We start from the raw sequence: 14,963 nt of genomic DNA, 5'->3' as shown, positions 1-14,963 counted from the left end.
CAATAATGATGTCGTCCCGGCTTGCGCCAGGACGACGAGGGAATCAGCTGCGCTGCCGTCGCATCACCGCCACCCCGCATCACCCCTCCGTGACTCTACCAACCTTCCGCCACTCCCGAAATTAGCCTAACCTCGCGATCACAAAACCCCGCGAGGCCTGCCATGCGCTATGGTGTCCGGAAGTCTGCCCACCTGCTCGAGCGTTGCGGGCTGGCGCTGGCGGGGGCGGCGTGCGGCCTGTTCGTCGGCGCCTATGTCGGGTCGGCGATCCCGATGCTGACCACGCAGGGCTTTCTGGTGCTGATGATGTTGCTGGGTGCCGTCGGCTTCTATCTCGGCATCGACACGCCGCAGCTTCCCTTCGACCAGGCGCATGAGCAAATCGACGCCGCGGAATTCCTGAGCTCGGCCGGCACCCTCTGCGCCAGCGTGACCGCCTTCGCCTCCGTTGCCGTCATCGTGCTGCGCGAGGAGCCGCACATCGCGTGGACGTATCTCGTCTTCATCGGCTGGATCGCCGGCGTCGCCATGCAGATCGTCGCGGGCGCAAAGGCACGGTGGCGGAAGGACAAGTCTTGAGCGGGTACGTTTGTGTGGCTATCGCCGCTCGGTCGTATCGCCCCCTTAAAACACCACGCCAATCTTCGTCCCGCGCTTCCACGCGACGCGGCAGCGCTTCTTCGTGTTGACGTGGAGCAGCTCGAAGCGGTCGGGGACTTTGACCTGGCCGCCGAGATCGACGCAGGCGCCGCCCGGCGAATAGTCGATCAGCGTGCAGTTGATCACCGGCGCCTTCGGGTCCGTGATGATCTTGGCCTGTCGCGACACCAGCCCGCTCGGCTTGACGCGTGTAAATCGTCGCGGATGCTGCATGTCGCTTGTCCTCCTTACGCGAAATGCGTCCTTGCGGGAAGGAATGGCATGGGGTGTCGCACCATCACGCTAACTGTTGAGCAAGCATTTTAGCGATTCTTCGATGCGATTAAGGAAGCAGTAACCATCATTCCCGCCGTCATGCCCCGGCTCGACCGGGGCATCCAGTATGCCGCGGCCTTTCCGTATTCGTTACCGCCTCTGGAATACTGGATCGCCCGATTAAATCGGGCGATGACAGTGGAGTGTGTGGCGCGCTCCCGCCTCACCTCACATCGCCACTCACCCCACCCCTCACGCTGCCTCCACCGTCGTCGGCGCGTGCGGGCCGACCGGCATCGGCACGGTGACAAAATCCTTCGGCAGATTCACCGGCCTGTACTCCGGCACGTCAGCCATCCGCTGCACCACGCTCTCATGCACATGCGCGCCTTCGGGGATCAGGCGCGGCTCGCAGTCGGGGATGTAGAAGCCGAAATGGACCTGGCGCTCCGGCCATTCCTTGTACTTCGCGCTCTTCGGGATGTATTCGAGCACGCGCCAGGCCGCCGTCATCGAATTGTGCATCTCGCCCTTCACATCGGGCGCGACGTAGGTGAACGGGCTGTTCTTGCGCTGAATGCCCCAGGCGAGCTGGTTCACCGTGCGCGGGTTGAAATGCAGCCCCGCCTTGCTCGCCTCGTCGATCATCCACAGCAGCGGATATTTCGACAGCGCGCTGCCGGTTTCGGCATAGCCGCCGCCGACGTCGCAATGCACGCCGGCGAAGTACACCTGCAGAATGTCCTGCGGCTCCTTCTTTTCATCGGGGACGAAGCGGTTGCTCCAGAAGGCTTGCGGCTCCATCCACTGCTTCAGGCGGAACATGCAGCGCCGCTCGTCGATCGCGATCGCCTGGCGAAAGATCTTCACGCTCGGGTTCTGCAGCGTGAACGCCAGCTCCTCCAGGCTCGGCCAGTACAGCCGGTCCGGCCGCGGCACGATCACGCTGGCGACCGTGTCCCACACGCCGATGAAGCGGATCGTCGGCCAGCGCGAGGAGGTGATGCGCGCGAACTGCGCGGCGAGATCGAAGCGATCGGAGGGCAGCGGCCCGTCCTCGTCGGCGCCCGCATCCGTGAGAGCGGAGAGATCGTTGCCGCGCCCGGTGCCGGAATATTGCTTGTAGGCAATCAACCCCGAGCCTGCGAGATTCGCCTGCTCCGGCGAGATCAGCCCCACCTTGTGGATCAGCCCCGCCAGCACCCGCACGGTATAGGCGCCGCGCGAGAAGCCGAACAAATAGATCTGGTCGCCCGGCGCGTAGTGCTCGACCAGGAAGCAATAGGCCGCGAGCACGTTGTCATCGAGCCCATAGCCGGTGGCGAGCCCCAGCACCAGCTTGATGTCGGCCTTCCAGCGGTTCCAGGTCGAAGGCTCCGTGACCGTGCCGACGCCGGGATCATAGAACACCAGCTGCCGCGGCCGCGTTTTGTCGGTCTTGCGCAGGCAGCGATAGAGCTTGAGCACATTGGAGATGTTCTCGCTGATCTCGTTGCCGGTGCCGTCGCAGCAGATGACGATGTTCTTCGGTTCGTTCTTCGGTTCGTTCCTGGGTACGATCGTGTGTTCGTGCTTGGTTTCGTGCTTCGTTTCGGCTTCGTGCTCCATCGAAGCGTCCCCTCCGGTGATGCTACCGGGGCGAGTATAACCGATTGCCGTGTCAGGCTGTTGAAATTAACCGCTTGTTAACCATGCGGTCGCCTAATGTGGACGATTGGGGGATCACGATGTCGGCCCAAACATGTCAGCCCATGTGACGCGACCGAAGTTGATGCCTGTTTCGGCCGATCCGGTCATCCGGTCGGTGGCGAGGCTGGCGGTTCGCGCCAAGGCCGTCTTACAGACCAAAACGGCTGTGCTACGGAGTAACCCAATGTTCGGAAAGGACGACTTAGTGGACAATCTCAGCCGCGATCTCGATCGCGTGCGCGGAAGACGCGATGCGCTTGCATCCGAAGCCGAGACCCTGACGGCTCACATCGCCGAACTCGAAGCCCGCCTTTCGGACGAGAAAAAGAGGCGGGAGCGCGATCGCGTCCTGGCCGAACTCGAATCGATAAAAACGCGAATCAAACACGCTGCCGGCGCGTTTGCGCCTGTCGTCGATAGTCTGTGCAAGGCGATCGAGCCGGCTGCGGCAGTCGTGCCCGAGGCGCGCGAGCTCAACAGTCTCCTATTGTCGGTGGCGACCGAAATCGACAGCGTGCTCGATCCGCTGCTCCGCGGACTGGATCAGCGCGCGGATGCGGTGCGGGCCGGACACGCTGCACTGGACATCCCGAGCTCGGCCATCGAGGCGTCCATCGAGCTCCCAAAGGACAGTAACGATCGCCTGCTTCGTTTTCCGGCCTGGCTGTCTCGCGACAAGGAGCCGGAGAAGAAGGAAACGGCGGAAGACCCGCGCAGCACGGCAGCGTGAAGGATTTGCGCGCCGCGCGCCTCAAGAAGCTCGTCTGCAGATCTGACGGTCGAAGTTCGCCGACTCCATAGGAGCGTTTGCTCCTGCCACAACAAAGCTGTCGTCCTGGCGAAAGCCAGGACCCATAACCCCAGGGAGCGGTTATGGCGCGAAGTTGCCAACCACGAGTCTTCGCCAAACTACTCCCTGTGGGTATGGGTCCCGGCGTTCGCCGGGACGACGGCGGAGGTTGTTGCTGCAGCTAGGCTCTTACGAGCAGCTCGCCATCGCGCTCCGGAGTCGCGTAGCAGCGGCCCATCTCCAGCATTGGAGGCGAGCAACCCCGGCCCTTGCCACCCGCTCAGTTGGCGCTGCGGCGCAGGAAGGCCGGGATATCGAGCACGCCGTCGTCGCTCGCATTGCGCGGCGAAGGGCGGCCGTAGGGATCGACCGGCCGGGGCGCCGCCTGGCGCGCATGGTCCGGATTCGGCCTTGGCGGTTGCCCCAGGGGTGGGCGGGCCGCCGGCTGCAGCGGGGGGCTCTCCGATTGCGGCAGGGTCGCGCTGCGCTCGATGCGATCGGCGATGCGGCGGCTGTCGTTGCGTAAGCGGCCGGCGAGCTGGGTGAGTGAGCTTTCCGCCGGCTGGGACTCCTGCGCCGGGTCGAGATTATCGATCCCGGTCGCCACCACCGAGACGCGGACGATGCCTTCGAGGCTTTCGTCAAAGGACGCGCCGACGATGATGTTGGCGTCCGGATCGGCCTCGTCGCGAATGCGGGTGGCGGCTTCGTCGACCTCGAACAGCATGAGATCCCTGCCGCCGGTGATGGAGATGATGAGGCCGCTGGCGCGCTTGATCGACGGGTTCTCGATCAACGGATTGGAGATTGCGGCCACCGCGGCGGCGAGCACGCGCTTCGGACCGGAAGCCTCGCCCCGTCCCATCATGGCCTTGCCCTTCTCGCGCATGACGGAGAGAACGTCGGCGAAATCGAGATTGATCAGGCCTTCCTTGACGATGAGGTCGCTGATGCAGGCCACGCCCGAATAAAGCACCTGGTCGGCAAGGGCGAAGGCATCGGCGAATGTGGTCTTCTCGCTGGCCACGCGAAACAGGTTCTGGTTCGGGATGATCAAGAGGGTGTCGACGAACTTCAGCAGTTCCTCGATGCCAGCTTCGGCAAAGCGCATGCGGCGCTGGCCCTCGAAGTAGAATGGCTTGGTGACCACGCCGATCGTGAGAATGCCGAGCTCGCGCGCGATCTTGGCGACCACGGGTGCCGCCCCGGTGCCGGTCCCGCCGCCCATGCCGGCCGTGACGAACACCATGTGTGCGCCGGCCAGTTGCTCGCGGATCGCATCGATGGTCTCTTCGGCGGCGGCGCGTCCGAGTTCAGGCTGCGAGCCGGCGCCGAGGCCTTGGGTGACATGGGTGCCGAGCTGGACGAGTCGCTTGGCCTTCGACATGGCAAGCGCCTGCGCGTCGGTGTTGGCGACGACGAACTCGACCCCCTGCAGCCCGGCCGTGATCATGTTGTTGACGGCATTGCCGCCGGCGCCGCCGACCCCAAACACGACAATGCGCGCCCTCATCTCGTGAAGATCGTTGATGCCAGTCATTCTTTCCTCGCGGTTGCTCCGGCAGGCTGGGGATGGAGAGATTTTCGCGTGCTACCTGCAAGCCGCGCGGTCTGATTCCACGATGGAGGCGGCCAGACGACCCAATCGCAGCGCGGCCTGGCCGGCGATTGAGCCGCCGGTTCGGCGGCCGGTCCGCAAAGTCGCCACTTCGTCTTCCAATCGTGCCGCCCACTCGTTGGCTGCGCTCGTCTCCGCCGCCGCCTGCAGCAGCTCGACCGCCAGGCGATCGGCGCGCTCGCGCTCGCGTTCGAAATCCGCCTTGTAGACGGCCGCCTGTGCTTCGAGCCGCGCGATCTCCGCCTTGAATGCCTCGCTCCTGAATGCGTCGATCTTTGCCATGGAGGCGGCGATGGGGTCCGCCTGGCGGCCAATTCGCGGCCGGGGCCTGTAGCGCAGCTCGGAGAAATCGACGCCGACCCGGGTCTTGCCGTCATCCGAACGCGAGCGCGGCAAGGCGCGTCGCCTGGCAAGCGACCGAGCAGCCTCGCGCGAGATTTCGAGGCGGGCACTAAGCTCGGCATACGTCAACAACTCAACGGACATCGGCTCTTCTCCTGGAGCGAACCGGGAAGGCATTTCAGGCTGATGATGGCTGGACGATCACTGCAGGCTAGGCTGCGTTGGTTAATGGACGGTTAACGCGGGGGCGGGCACCGTCACCGGATTGATGTTGGTCTTCCGCCGGTGCCACGTCGTGGGCTCCGTGACGGGCTGACCCCGGCGGCATAGGACACTAGCGGCCGCGTCCTGTCGGTCTTGCGCAGGCAGCGATTGAGCGCCAGCACATTGGAGATATTCTCAGAAGTCTCGTTGCCCGTCCCGTCGCACTAGATGACGATGTTCTTGGATTCGTTCCTGGGCGCGGTCGCGTGCTTGTTCTTGGCTTCGTGCATAGTTTCGTTTTGGCTTCGCTCCATCGAAGCGTCTCCTGCCTGCCTCAGGGTATCCCTTTCAAATCATCGAAGGGCGCCGCATCGAGCTACTTGCGTTTGAGCATCTGCGCAAAATATGGCTTCATATGCAGAGCGACAGCCTCGTAGTCGTTCTTGCTTAGCAGCCGGTATTTGTCCTCTGTTCTTATCGTATGGCCTTGGTATTCTACTCCGTGTAGGCCGACTGTCCCGAGGATAATCTGCGTGCCCCCAGGGGCCTCTTTAAGGCATGCTTCGATCATGCGGGCGGCATTCTCGGGATCTTGATCTTGTTGTACTGGCGTGTCGATCACCAGCGGACATGGTGCCGATTCAGTGGTGGCTCGCATCGTATGAAGGAACGCCAAATAATAGGCGAGCAAAGCCCGGGGCAAATCGCTGCCAGTTTCGCTAATTGAGCAGTCAATTCTCTTGTAGTTCTTCTCAGGCAGGTTGGGCACCTTTAGTCGGGTGACGAAGCCCTTCATGTAAGAAAAATAGCGGTCCTTTATCGGCTGTTGGAATTTCCGACGCTCGTAAGATTTCATGGTTAGTGACGCCTCATCGGACCTCGCATCGAGCTGACCAATCTTAGTGTCTAAATCTCGATGCTCTTCAGCGAGCGCGGCGTCCACCAGACGCTCGCTCTCGTCTGCGATTAAGTCGCGAAGTTTCAGTTCGCCGCGCTGCTCGTCCAGAAGGGAATTTATGCGCTGTATCTCTCAGGCGAATGTTCCGAACTTGCCGCGCTGCACCGCGATTTGCTCGTCGATTGCATTAATTTCGTGCTGAACCTCCATCAAGAGGCTGCGGCACGACTCCGCGTCTGAAACGAGACCAAACTTATTCGAAAAGTCATTCGTATGAATCGTCCCGCAGGTCGGACAAACGATCTCGGGCTCGGATGAATCGCGAAGGAACTCGTAGTCTGCGTCTAACTCAACTAAGGCATTTGCTGCCAACTCTTTCTGCTCTAGGAGCACTACGCGCTTAGAGCTCAAATCGACCAAAATGCGCTGAACGGCATCTTGCTGGCGTTGTAGTTCCTCGCATTCTCGCAGTAGCGCAGTTATTTGTTCGCCAAACGATGCCGGATCAAGGTCAAACCGTACGCTTTTGCGTTCCCGGTTTCTCAATCGTTTCGTCGCACGGGTCTAGCGCGCGTTTCTCTACCTTGAATTCGTCCTTTGATCTTTCCGCTTCTAACTTCGATCCTTTAGCAACGTAGTATTCATTCGGCAGTAAGCCTGCGTGGAAATAAGAGACATCATGCTTATAGCCTTCAAACATTTGCAGCCGTGCGAACGAACTCCACGTCTTTAGCCATCCGATGTCTTGATCGATATAAAAGGGAAGAAAGCAATATGCAGGCGGAGGGACTACTTGGTCGCCGTTTCGGTCCTGTAATGTCAACCTAAAATCGAGAAGTTCGGCAAGACGAGGGGCAACTCCGCCCGTAACTCCGGATGCCTCCCAGATCATTTGCCCCTTGCGATCAAAGAGTCCGAAGAAGCTCCCTGTTCTAAGTATGCGATAAGCGTCTTCGTTGACTGTAAAATCTAGCAGCAGGTCGACTTTGAGCGATTGCCAGCTCGGGCTAACTTTATAGGCGTCAGCTCCAAAAGCCGCATAGATCGACTTAATCAGGCATGACTTGCCCGTGTCATTCTCGCCGAGAACTACTGTCGTGTTCGGATCGAACGTCGCGATCCTCGCCGACTTTTCGAGTTCGGAGCACAGATACAGTTTTTGAAACCGCAAGCTTTTCATAGCTACGCGTTCGCAGGCTGCGGATTAGTCGTTTGAAGCGTTCCTGACGGGTCATGTGTGAACACCTCGTACATAATCATCACTTTAAGTCGAGCCGGCTTGAACAGTGCAAGGGTCGTCATCGCGAATGGCTCCACCGAGGGGTAGATAGTGGTCACGAGTTGCTGCAGGGGAAGGCCGAGGGTCGAACATGCATCGATCTCGACCCGGATTTTGTCGCGCAGCATGTTGACCGCGAGGTCACTCGAGTCGAGGACTACCGCTCGGTATCGCTTCCATTCGCGAGCCAGCTCTGCAACAGTCAATACGTCGCCAACATCAAGATGGATTACAATTTCGTTCCAGGAAGGCATGCTGTGCGCAAGTTCAATCGCCTTTAGCCAGCCGTCTACCTGACTCTTTGTAATGGACTTCCGACTAATCAACTCATCAAAGTCACGTATCGATACGGTGTATTTCGAGCGCAGGCGGCATTCCTCGACTATAGTTTTGTAAACACTATCAGGATTGAACTCTACTGGCCCAAGTTGATCGTGAACGAATTCGATAAGTTTGCCCTTGATATGCGCTGAACTGTCCTGAAGACTTCAAATCGGCCCTGACGAAACGAAAGAGTCATCCACGATAGTTGCCGAAGCTGTGGGATACTCTGCTTGCAGTTTCGCAGTTAAGTCGGAGAGCATTTTGGGTTCTGCATCCGACATGCAGCACTCTGTGGCCGCTGCATCAAAGAATTGACAAGGCACGTTGGAGACGAACGCGAGTTTGTTCGTTTCGCTCGGGAAGATGTCGTAGTTGGAATAGAGCTTTCCCGCGTGAGACGGCAACAGGCCGTTGTTTGGATCGTTCTTCCTTTTTTTCCGACTTGTGAGTTCTGTCAGGGTCCAATGGCCCTTTGACTTTGTTTTCACTTGATAGAAGGAGGCTTGTGAGGGGGCCGAAGAACTGTTGAGCAGGACGATGTCGTCGTGAAATTCGAACGAGATCGCGTAATCGGAACTCGTGCCGTGATGGGCGAAAACCAACGTAAGCCCCCACAGAGCCTGATAGTCGTAGCGCTGAGCGCCCGTCTCACCCGACTTTTCCCGTTGCGGCTCCGCAACGAGCCTGTCTGCAAATGACAAAAAAGATCCTCGTACTTAGAAAAGCGATTCAGGACACTCTAATGGGTACACCTCGGATGACAACTACGACGAGCATATCCGGCCTGCCGATCGCATCGTTAAAAAGTTGAAGTGAGCGCGAGGTTTTCGCCGAGGCCACGACGCAACGGAGGCATCTAGTTGCAGCGCAAAAACTGGGGCCGCAAAAACAAAAACGGCCGGATCTTTCGACCCGGCCGTCACTTCAAACTCAACGCTCTTAAAGCTACGCCACGCGACGCTTACGCGTGCCCCCGGCCCAGCTCTTAAGAATTCTTAGCTCGCCTTCTTCTCGGGCGCAGCGCCGCCGACCTTCTTCTGGATCTGGCGCTTCAATTCCAGCGCGCGCGGCGACAGGGCGTCGGCGTTAGCCTTGATGAGGTAGGCATCGAGGCCGCCATTGTGGTCGACGCTCTTGAGCGCATTGGTGGAGACGCGCAGGCGCACGTTGCGCTCGAGGGCTTCGCTGATGAACGTCACGTTGACGAGGTTCGGCAGGAAGCGGCGCTTGGTCTTGATGTTGGAGTGGCTGACCTTGTGGCCGGTGAGGGGGCCCTTGGCCGTCAGTTCGCAGCGGCGAGACATGTCAAAAATCCTTATCCGTTCCCCCAGCGATTTGCGGCGGCCATTCGGGGCGCCACGGGGGTGCAAATTCTCTGTCCTTGCAGGGAGCGGGCGGACGTATAGGGGGGAAGGGGCGGGTAGTCAAGGATTTGGCCGAGATTTCAGCCCAACCACCGCTGTCATCGCCCGGCTTGGCCGGGCGATCCAGTATTCCAGAGGCGGTAGTGATTCAACTGAGGGGCCGCGGCGTACTGGATGCCCCGGTCGAGCCGGGGCATGACAGCGGAGCAAGGGGCAGGGAGCGGCGGAACAAGGGGCGCGTGCGGTGATCGAGTACGCGCGTCCCCACTCACGAAAACGGCAATGATTGAAACGCCTTACCATCACATAAAGGGCGTAATCGGGGCGGAAAGAGAGGCTGGTTCCAAGCGGCCGGGCTCTGATTGCTCGCCCCTGACATTGTTTGCCGCCGGTTTTGGCTTAAGTACAAACACTAGCGGTATCATCGGATTGCAACTGAACGTGATCATGCCTCTGTCTTTCTCGCCCCGGCCGCGTGCCCACGGCTGGCTGGCCCTGATGGCCGTTTGCGGCCTCGGCTGGGATATGGCGCCGGCTTCCGCGCAAGGGCGGCTCGAGGCGCAGTATGAGGCGACGCTCTCGGGCATTCCGGTCGGCCGCGGCGCCTGGACCATCGACATCCAGGAGGACGTGTTCTCGGCCGCCGCGTCCGGCGGCACCGTCGGCATCCTGAAATCCTTCACCGGCGGGTCCGGCACCGGCGCCTCGCAGGGCCGCGTCGTCAACGGCGCGCTGGTTGCGACCGGCTACCAGGCCTCCACCACCACCTCGAAGAAGACCGAGGACATCCACATCGTCCTCGACAAGGGCAATGTGAAGGAGTTCGGCATCGCGCCGGAGCCGCCGGTCGACCCTGACCGCATCGTCGTCACCGAGGCGCATCGCCGCGGCGTCTGGGATCCGATGACGGCTTCGCTCTTGCGCGTGCCCGGCACCGGCGAGCCAGTGTCGCCGGAGGCCTGCCACACCGGCGCCCCCGTGTTCGACGGCCGCATGCGCTACGACCTCAAGCTCGATTTCAAGCGCATGGAGAGCGTGAAGGCGGAGAAGGGCTATCGCGGCCCGGTCGTGGTTTGCGCGCTCTATTTCGTGCCCGTCGCCGGCTACATCCCGGATCGCCCGGTCATCAAATACCTCGCGGCCCAGCGCAACATCGAGATCGCGTTTGCGCCGGTTGCGGGCACCCGCATCCTGGTGCCGTTCTGGGTGAAGATCCCGACCCCGCTCGGACCTGCCATGTTAGAGGCCACCAGCTTCATCACCGTCCCCCAGCCGCCGAAGGTTGCGAAGACGCAGTGAGGCGTCGTTTGGCGATGCCGACCCACTACAGATGGCGGGGAGCGCGGCTCTGCTTGTCTATCCCTACTGTGCATGGGCTTGTTTTCGCGAAAATGGGCGAGGCGCACCCGCGTCGACCCTCACCCTGACAGGATGAGGGTTGGGCAACGGAATCCATTTGACTCTCAGTCGATTCTGATTCGACTCCACCCCGTCCCCAACATTAAGGAACTCGCTCCGAAAACGCCGCTTGTGCCGACGACCAAAACTCCATCTAGTGCGCCGGAAAACGACCTGGCGCGAGATGTTGCGTGAACGAATCCGGAAGCAGAGGGGAGTCAGCGATTCGGCCGCGATTCGTTCCGGAGTCGTTCCGAAGTTTAAATGCAGGCGAGAAAGCGTTGCAAAATGAGACAGTTGCGGGGGAGGCCAGCATTGTCGCCACTCTCTCCGTCGTCATCGCCCGGCTTGACCGGGCGATCCAGTACTCCGAGGCGCCTGTAGTTGAACCGAGGAGCCGCGGCGTACTGGATGCCCCGGTCAAGCCGGGGCATGACAACGGAGAATGCCGCCCCCGTTCGGAGACATAACCGACACATGAAAGCCCAATCCTCCCTGCTTGCTCCCCTCACCCTGAGGAGGCCGCGCGGCGGCCGTCTCGAAGGGCGAGGGGCCCGGCCCGCTCCGCAAGGGTAAGCGCAGCACCGGCCGGGCCTTCATCCTTCGAGACGCGCGTGCCGCGCTCCTCAGGATGAGGATCGACACGAAACGCCACTGACAAACGGCCCAATCACGACTAGCTAATCTCCAGAATGGCCTTTTCTCCCTCCTCCTTCGCTTCCGAGCGCGCGCCTGGCGCGGGCGTCACTGCGGTGCTCGGGCCGACCAATACCGGCAAGACGCATCTCGCCATCGAGCGGATGCTCGCGCATTCCTCCGGCATGATCGGGCTGCCGCTGCGGCTGCTCGCGCGCGAGGTCTATAACAAGATCGCCGATCGCGCCGGCATCGAGAGCGTCGCGCTCGTCACCGGCGAAGAGAAGATCAAGCCAAAAAATCCGCGCTACTGGGTCTCGACCGTCGAGGCCATGCCGCGCGATCTCGATGTGTCGTTCCTTGCGGTGGACGAAGTGCAGATCGCCGCCGATCTCGAACGCGGCCATGTCTTCACCGATCGCATCCTCAATCGTCGCGGCCGCGACGAGACGCTGCTGCTGGGCGCTGCCACCATGCGCCCGATCATCGAGCGTCTCCTGCCGGGCGCCTCCATGATCACGCGTCCCAGGCTTTCCAGCCTTGAATTTGCCGGCGACCGCAAGATCACGCGGCAGCCGCGGCGCACCGCGATCGTCGCGTTCTCCGCCGATGAGGTCTACGCGATTGCGGAGCTGATCCGCCGCCAGCATGGCGGTGCCGCAGTGGTGCTCGGCTCGCTTTCGCCACGCACGCGCAATGCGCAGGTGGCGATGTTCCAGAACGGCGACGTCGATTATCTCGTCGCCACCGATGCGATCGGCATGGGCCTCAATCTCGACGTCGACCACGTCGCCTTTGCCTCCGACCGCAAGTTCGATGGCTATCAGTTCCGCCGCCTGACGCCGGCCGAGTTCGCGCAGATCGCGGGCCGCGCGGGACGAGCCACGCGCAACGGCACGTTCGGAACAACGGGCCGCTGCGCGCCGTTCGAGCCTGAGCTCGTCAACGCGCTCCAGAATCATACCTTCGATGCGGTGAAGGTCTTGCAGTGGCGCAACTCGAAGCTCGATTTCTCCTCGCTCGGCGCGCTGCAGGTCTCGCTGAACTTGGCCCCCGGCCACGAGGCGCTGACGCGCGCGCCGATTGCCGAGGACATGCGCGTGCTCGATCACGCCGCCCGCGACGGCGAGGTCCGCGACAAGGCGCACGGCAAGGCGGCGGTGGAACGGCTGTGGGAGGCCTGCCAGGTCCCCGACTACCGAAAACTGTCGCCGGCGGCCCATGCCGAGCTCGTCACCACGCTCTACGGCTTCCTGATCGACAAGGGCTGCATCCCCGATTCCTGGTTCGCCGCCCAGGTCGACCAGTCCGACCGCATCGACGGCGACATCGACACGCTGTCGGGCCGGATCGCGCAGATCCGCACCTGGACCTTCGTCGCCAACCGCCCGGACTGGCTGAAAGACCCCGAACGCTGGCAAGGGGTCACGCGGGAGGTCGAAAATAAATTGTCAGATGCGCTCCATGAACGGCTTACAGAGCGTTTCGTTGATCGTCGTACCAGTGTATTGATGCGCCGCCTGCGGGAGAACACGAGCTTGAATACTGAAATCGGCAAGACCGGCGAAGTCATCGTCGAAGGCCACGTCATCGGCCGCCTCGATGGGTTCACCTTTGCACCGGATGCTGCGGAAGCAGGATCCGATGCGAAAGCCTTGCAGGCTGCGGCGCAGGCGGTACTCGCCGGCGAGATCAATGCGCGCGCTGAGAAGCTGTCCGCCGCACCCGACGAACAGTTCGTGCTGACCTCCGAAGGCACCATCCGCTGGACCGGCGATGCCGTGGCGCGTCTCGTTGCCGCAGAGGAAGCGCTGCATCCGCGCTTGCGCATCATCTCCGACGAGCGCCTCACCGGGTCGCCGCGTGAAAAGGTGCAGGCGCGGCTCGAGCTCTGGCTCAAGACGCATATCGAAAAGCTGCTCGGGCCGTTGTTCGAGCTGTCGAAGGCCGAGGACGTCACCGGCATCGCCCGCGGCATCGCCTATCAGCTCGTCGAGGCGCTCGGCGTCCTGGAGCGGCCGAAGATCGCCAACGAGCTGAAGGATCTCGACCAGCCCTCGCGCGCGACCTTGCGCAAATACGGCGTGCGGTTCGGCGCCTATCACCTCTATTTCCCGCAGCTTTTGAAGCCCGCCGGGCGCGCGCTGGCCGCGCTGCTCTGGGCGCTCAAGCACGACAATGTCGATCTGTCGGCGCTGTCGGGCGCGCAGCACCTGGCGAGCTCGGGCCGCACCTCGTTCCCAACAGACAAGGCGTTGCCGCGCGATGCCTATCGCGTGCTCGGCTACAAGCAGTGCGGCGAGCGCGCCGTGCGCGTCGACATCCTCGAGCGCCTTGCCGATCTGATCCGCCCGGCGCTCGCCTGGCGCGAGACCTCGCCCGGCGAGAAGCCGGCCGGCGCGTTCGACGGCCGCAGCTTTGTGGTGACGCAGGCGATGACCTCGCTCACCGGCTCGGCCGGCGAAGATTTCGCCTCGGTGCTGCGCGCGCTCGGCTATCGCATGGAGAAGCGCCCGCCGCTGCCACCGAAGCCGGTGGTCGCCGAGACGGTCGCAGCCGAGACGCCGCCCGTTGAAGGTGTGGCGGAGACGTCGAATGAGACGGTGGCGGAAGCCGTTGCCGAACTGCCGGCGGATGACGCGGCGCCTGCCGTCGAGGCGCCTATTGAGGCTTCGGCCGAGCCGGTTACCGTCGAGGACGCCCCGGGCATGGAGCAGCATGAGGAAGAGCCTCATGCCGAGCCCGCGCTCGAGGCGACGCCCGATGCGCCGGTGACGCCCGAGGATGCGCCCGGCATCGCGCCGCCGGCGGATGAAGCTGCAACCATCGAGGCGGCCACCGAGGCCGCGCCGGCTGATGCTGCCGCCGCCGTGGAAGCTGCCGCATCGACCGATGCCGCCGCGCCTGCGGAAGCTGCGGCAGACGCCGCCCCCGCCGAGCCGCAGCTCGTCGAGGTCTGGCGTCCCGGCGGCCGCCACGAGGACCGCAAGCCGCGCCACGAGCGGCACCGCCCCCGCCATCACCACCAGCCGCGCCCGCAGGAAGGCGCGCAGGCCGCGAGTGCTGCGCCCGGCGAGGCTGCCGAAGGCGCAAAGCCCGGTCATCGTCACGGCGGCGGTCGCAAGGACTTCCGCAAGGGCCGCGAAGAGGGCCAGGGTGGCGGACAAGGCGGCGAGCGCCGCGAGCAGCGTGACGACAAGGGTCGCCGCTTCGAGGGCCAGGATCGTAACAAGGACCGCGACAAGGATCGTGATCGCAACAAGGGCAAGTTCGGTGATCGCGAGGGCGGCCGTGGCCGCGACCGCGACAAGGGCCGCGATCGGCGCGACCGCGAATCCGGTCCGTCGCATCGCCCCTATGCTTCGAGCGCTTCCCCGCGCGAACGCGACCGGCCCATCGATCCGAACTCGCCGTTCGCAAAGCTCGCCGCGCTGAAAGAGCAGCTCGCCGGCCGCAAGGAGTAGCGTAGCGTTTTCAAGCGAAGTGCGGAGCGGTTCGCGTGAAGA

Annotated in this window: 13 protein-coding genes and 2 pseudogenes; 4 read left to right on the top strand and 11 right to left on the bottom strand. The window is 62.5% G+C overall.

Annotated features, from left to right (window positions below; all coding sequences use genetic code 11):
• The first annotated feature begins 162 nt into the window (after positions 1 to 162).
• Entirely contained in the window at positions 163 to 579 is a 417-nt protein-coding gene (locus tag SO140_RS14110) for a hypothetical protein (protein ID WP_449383507.1), read from the top strand.
• Positions 580 to 624: 45 nt separating this feature from the next.
• Here the strand turns inward: SO140_RS14110 and SO140_RS14105 are convergent, their stop codons facing one another.
• On the bottom strand, positions 625 to 873 hold the full coding sequence (locus SO140_RS14105; RefSeq protein ID WP_449383508.1) for a PilZ domain-containing protein: 249 nt from the start codon (positions 871 to 873) through the stop codon (positions 625 to 627).
• Between the two features lie 294 nt (positions 874 to 1,167).
• Positions 1,168 to 2,523, bottom strand: a complete 1,356-nt coding sequence (locus tag SO140_RS14100; RefSeq protein WP_449383509.1) for a T6SS phospholipase effector Tle1-like catalytic domain-containing protein — start codon at positions 2,521 to 2,523, stop codon at positions 1,168 to 1,170.
• A gap of 265 nt (positions 2,524 to 2,788) precedes the next feature.
• Here SO140_RS14100 and SO140_RS14095 point away from each other — a divergent pair, with 265 nt between their 5' ends.
• Positions 2,789 to 3,334, top strand: coding sequence for a nucleotide exchange factor GrpE (locus SO140_RS14095; protein WP_474803652.1), 546 nt, complete (start codon positions 2,789 to 2,791; stop codon positions 3,332 to 3,334).
• A gap of 403 nt (positions 3,335 to 3,737) precedes the next feature.
• Here SO140_RS14095 and ftsZ read toward each other — a convergent pair.
• The 9 genes and pseudogenes from ftsZ to rpmB all read right to left on the bottom strand — a co-directional run.
• Positions 3,738 to 4,934, bottom strand: a pseudogene (gene ftsZ, locus SO140_RS14090) (cell division protein FtsZ); the annotation flags it as partial.
• 51 nt (positions 4,935 to 4,985) lie between these two features.
• Positions 4,986 to 5,408, bottom strand: coding sequence for a hypothetical protein (locus SO140_RS14085; RefSeq protein WP_449383511.1), 423 nt, complete (start codon positions 5,406 to 5,408; stop codon positions 4,986 to 4,988).
• Between the two features lie 204 nt (positions 5,409 to 5,612).
• Positions 5,613 to 5,848, bottom strand: a pseudogene (locus tag SO140_RS14080) (phospholipase effector Tle1 domain-containing protein); the annotation flags it as partial.
• Between the two features lie 86 nt (positions 5,849 to 5,934).
• The gene (locus tag SO140_RS14075; RefSeq protein ID WP_449383512.1) at positions 5,935 to 6,501 is read right to left on the bottom strand and encodes a hypothetical protein; all 567 of its coding nucleotides are present in this window, start codon (positions 6,499 to 6,501) and stop codon (positions 5,935 to 5,937) included.
• A gap of 87 nt (positions 6,502 to 6,588) precedes the next feature.
• Positions 6,589 to 7,002: a hypothetical protein gene (locus SO140_RS14070; protein WP_449383513.1), complete on the bottom strand. Its 414-nt coding sequence runs from the start codon at positions 7,000 to 7,002 to the stop codon at positions 6,589 to 6,591.
• Positions 6,968 to 7,636, bottom strand: coding sequence for a hypothetical protein (locus tag SO140_RS14065; protein ID WP_449383514.1), 669 nt, complete (start codon positions 7,634 to 7,636; stop codon positions 6,968 to 6,970). The genes SO140_RS14070 and SO140_RS14065 overlap by 35 nt, the downstream gene beginning before the upstream one ends.
• Positions 7,637 to 7,638: 2 nt before the next feature.
• Positions 7,639 to 7,989 carry a hypothetical protein gene (locus SO140_RS14060; protein WP_449383515.1) on the bottom strand — a complete coding sequence of 117 codons (351 nt, stop codon included), beginning with the start codon at positions 7,987 to 7,989 and terminating at the stop codon, positions 7,639 to 7,641.
• A 234-nt stretch (positions 7,990 to 8,223) separates the two neighbouring features.
• Positions 8,224 to 8,760: a dsDNA nuclease domain-containing protein gene (locus tag SO140_RS14055; RefSeq protein ID WP_498542725.1), complete on the bottom strand. Its 537-nt coding sequence runs from the start codon at positions 8,758 to 8,760 to the stop codon at positions 8,224 to 8,226.
• A gap of 294 nt (positions 8,761 to 9,054) precedes the next feature.
• Positions 9,055 to 9,363: a 50S ribosomal protein L28 gene (gene rpmB / locus SO140_RS14050; RefSeq protein WP_449383517.1), complete on the bottom strand. Its 309-nt coding sequence runs from the start codon at positions 9,361 to 9,363 to the stop codon at positions 9,055 to 9,057.
• Between the two features lie 558 nt (positions 9,364 to 9,921).
• Here rpmB and SO140_RS14045 point away from each other — a divergent pair.
• Positions 9,922 to 10,722 carry a DUF3108 domain-containing protein gene (locus tag SO140_RS14045; RefSeq protein WP_474799626.1) on the top strand — a complete coding sequence of 267 codons (801 nt, stop codon included), beginning with the start codon at positions 9,922 to 9,924 and terminating at the stop codon, positions 10,720 to 10,722.
• Between the two features lie 791 nt (positions 10,723 to 11,513).
• Positions 11,514 to 14,921, top strand: coding sequence for a helicase-related protein (locus SO140_RS14040; RefSeq protein ID WP_449381112.1), 3,408 nt, complete (start codon positions 11,514 to 11,516; stop codon positions 14,919 to 14,921).
• Positions 14,922 to 14,963 lie beyond the last annotated feature (42 nt).

It is taken from the genome of Bradyrhizobium sp. UFLA05-108 (assembly GCF_059803455.1).
This window is presented reverse-complemented; position numbering and strand designations above follow the sequence as displayed.